This is a genomic window from Mameliella sp. AT18 (genome assembly GCF_028807275.1).
GTDB classification, from domain to species: domain Bacteria; phylum Pseudomonadota; class Alphaproteobacteria; order Rhodobacterales; family Rhodobacteraceae; genus Antarctobacter; species Antarctobacter albus.
This window is the reverse complement of sequence record NZ_JARAMO010000172.1, coordinates 1-2,528: the sequence shown is the minus strand read 5'-3', so window position 1 is coordinate 2,528 and position 2,528 is coordinate 1. Positions and strand designations below refer to the sequence as shown.

At 57.8% G+C, this 2,528-nt stretch carries 1 protein-coding gene; it reads right to left on the bottom strand.

Going from position 1 to position 2,528, the window contains the following annotated elements:
- Positions 1–388: 388 nt before the first annotated feature.
- The gene (locus PVW46_RS15245; protein WP_069209689.1) at positions 389–2,173 is read right to left on the bottom strand and encodes a DUF262 domain-containing protein; all 1,785 of its coding nucleotides are present in this window, start codon (positions 2,171–2,173) and stop codon (positions 389–391) included.
- Between the last annotated feature and the right edge of the window lie 355 nt (positions 2,174–2,528).

The following is a 2,528-nucleotide window of genomic DNA, read 5'->3' as shown; positions in this document are numbered from 1 at the left end:
GAAACCGTCTCGAGGGTTCGAATCCCTTCGTCTCCGCCACTAGCCCCCGCGAAAGCGTTCTCTGGCTTGGAGCCGCGTGAGATTTTTCCGTGTTTTCAAAGGGGTTTGCGGGTTAGGCTAAACACTGCCGTGTCGGAGGCTGCCCCAAAATCCGTTCTCTCGGCCGGTTTTTCTCCGGACCTGATGACCTCGCTGATTTGGTGAATTGTCTTTAAAGATCTGTAATCAAAGAGATTTCCTGACGGGCGACCTGAAAACTTCGACCGGAGTGGCGTTCGGCGAGATGGAACGGAAATCGAACATTCGCCATTGGGGGCGTTCAGTGCGACGCGCCCAAACGACCGGATCGCGGGACGAAACAGACTTTCGTTGGGGTCGAATAGCCGCTTCATGAGGGTGCAGCAGAACTCGTCGGTATCCGCCAGACCGAGCGCGCCAGATCCGCCAGCCAACGCTGCCGCTGCAGGACATCGGGCTCCGTCCACGTCGGGAAGGGCTCAATCGATGCCACGGCGCGGTCAATGCGAGTATTTGTGCCGACCTGCGGCCGCTCCGAGAGCGCGCGCGTGAGGAGCAGCCTCGACTGGAGATAGATCGGCCGCTTCTCGCTGTAGGCGCGATTGCCGAGCGACGAGTTGATCGATTTCTCAACCAGCACCAAGTTCCCTAGACGCTGCGAGACCAGTGGGTCCTCGATCGGACCAAACTCCTCGGCTGCCTTCGCATCCGGTTTCTGGGGTAAGATGTGCTCGATTTCGAAGCCACCGCTGGTGTAGGATTGCAGCCAACGGGTGCCTTCTGTCTCTCCGTACGCCGCGAGGTCGACATACTGTGTCAGCTTCGCGAGAACATATCTCAATCTGTATTGCTGAAGCGTCCCATAGTAGAGGCGGCCCATGGCGTCGTCGAAACGCACCGACAGCTTCATCTTTTCATTCAGAAAACGCCGATTGATGAACGTCTCCAGTTCCTCTGCGGAAGAAATGGAGCGCAATTCCGTGCCCCAACGCGCAAAGTTCCGCTCGAAATTCCGCGTCGGTTCACGGGTAATCACGTAGCAGAAGAACAGCGACTCGACTTCCGACGCCAACCTGTCGAAGATATCGCTGCTCAGGTGACGCCCGGCGAGCAGAAGGATGAGGTGTTGGCGCGCCGCAGATCCGCCAAGCAGTCGCATGTTTTCGAGATACCGGTTTCCGACCCCTCGCTCGTCCTTCCCTTCACGGAAATTGCGATAGGCTTTCGCCGCGGATACGAGCTCCCGGGCGAACCCGACCGGATCGGAGCCATACCCGGCTCTGGCCTCGTTTCGCGACAACCAGCCGTAGATCTCATCTTCGCGCAGCACATCGACTTCGAACCGACTGAATATGAAATACCGCAGGAAGCGCAGCGGCTTCTCGCCCATGTTGAAGATCGTGTCCTGCAGGTCCTTCCACGTACCCTTCAACTGATTGAACTGGCCCGCAGAGGCCTTCATGAAGAGCAGGTTCTTCAAGAGGTCCATCGAGTTTAGACCTACGCCGCGATCGTTGATCGTCTCGAAGATCTTTAGTGCCTTGGCGACGTCCTCGGTCTGAATGCGGATCAGCTTCACCTTGTTGCAGAGATAGCCGTAAAAGCGCCGAAGCGCGCCAGCATCCTCGCCGAACTCGCTGGACAGGAACCTCGTAACGACATGGTGTGCGTTGGCGATGTTCTTCATCGACAGTGTCCCGGTCCTGTCGATTTCCTTACCATCCGCAAGCCTTGTCAGCGCGTCGCCGCTGTCCTCGTATTGCAGGTCGAGCCGATAGCGGCGGACTTCGTCTCCGGACGCATCAATCGACGCATCCGCGATCTGCGAATTGAGAACGGCGGAGTTGGCGGCACCGAGCGCCAGGAGGCGGTCTCGGATTGCGCACAGTGTCACGTAGAGTGTCGTCATCCGCTGCTGGCCATCGATAAGGTCGAGCAGTCCGCTCTGTCCGGGGCAGACAACGATGCTTCCGATGAAGTACTCTGGTGAGTGCTCGGGATCTGTGCCGGTCATCTCGCCAAGAATATCGGTCAGTAGCTGTTCGACCTGCTCTGTGCTCCAGACATACTCTCGCTGGTAGTCGGGAACCGCGTAGAATGACTGAAACAGTCCAGCGACCGAAATGTCTTGGCTTTCGATATGCTGGGTGGTCATGCCACGGTCCTCCAAATGTCAACGGCGTCTTCGGCACATGTCAAAAGTTCGTCTGCCAGTGCGATGCCGACGAGCTGTCGTCTAGCAATTGGAACTATGGCAATCACGGTGTCATCTGTGGCGACGGTGAATGTGCGCTCATTACTAGCCATTGCTCAGTAGTGCTCCCGAATGTAACCGTAGGCCCGCTTGAACAGTTCAGCGTCCTGGTGGAGTTTGTACTTGAAGAGAGTCTGCCGAAGCGCCTTCTTCACCTCACGTTCGCCGGCATGGGTGGCCTGCCAGCCATCGAAGCGCACCGCGCGAACGATCTCGTCGATATCGTCCTGGACCTGTCACGCTCTGGTGCCGCTCC

Bases quoted from the DNA above. Each gene is read 5' to 3' on its own strand.
- PVW46_RS15245 (WP_069209689.1), bottom strand. From the start codon at position 2,173: ATGACCACCCAGCATATCGAAAGCCAAGACATTTCGGTCGCTGGACTG.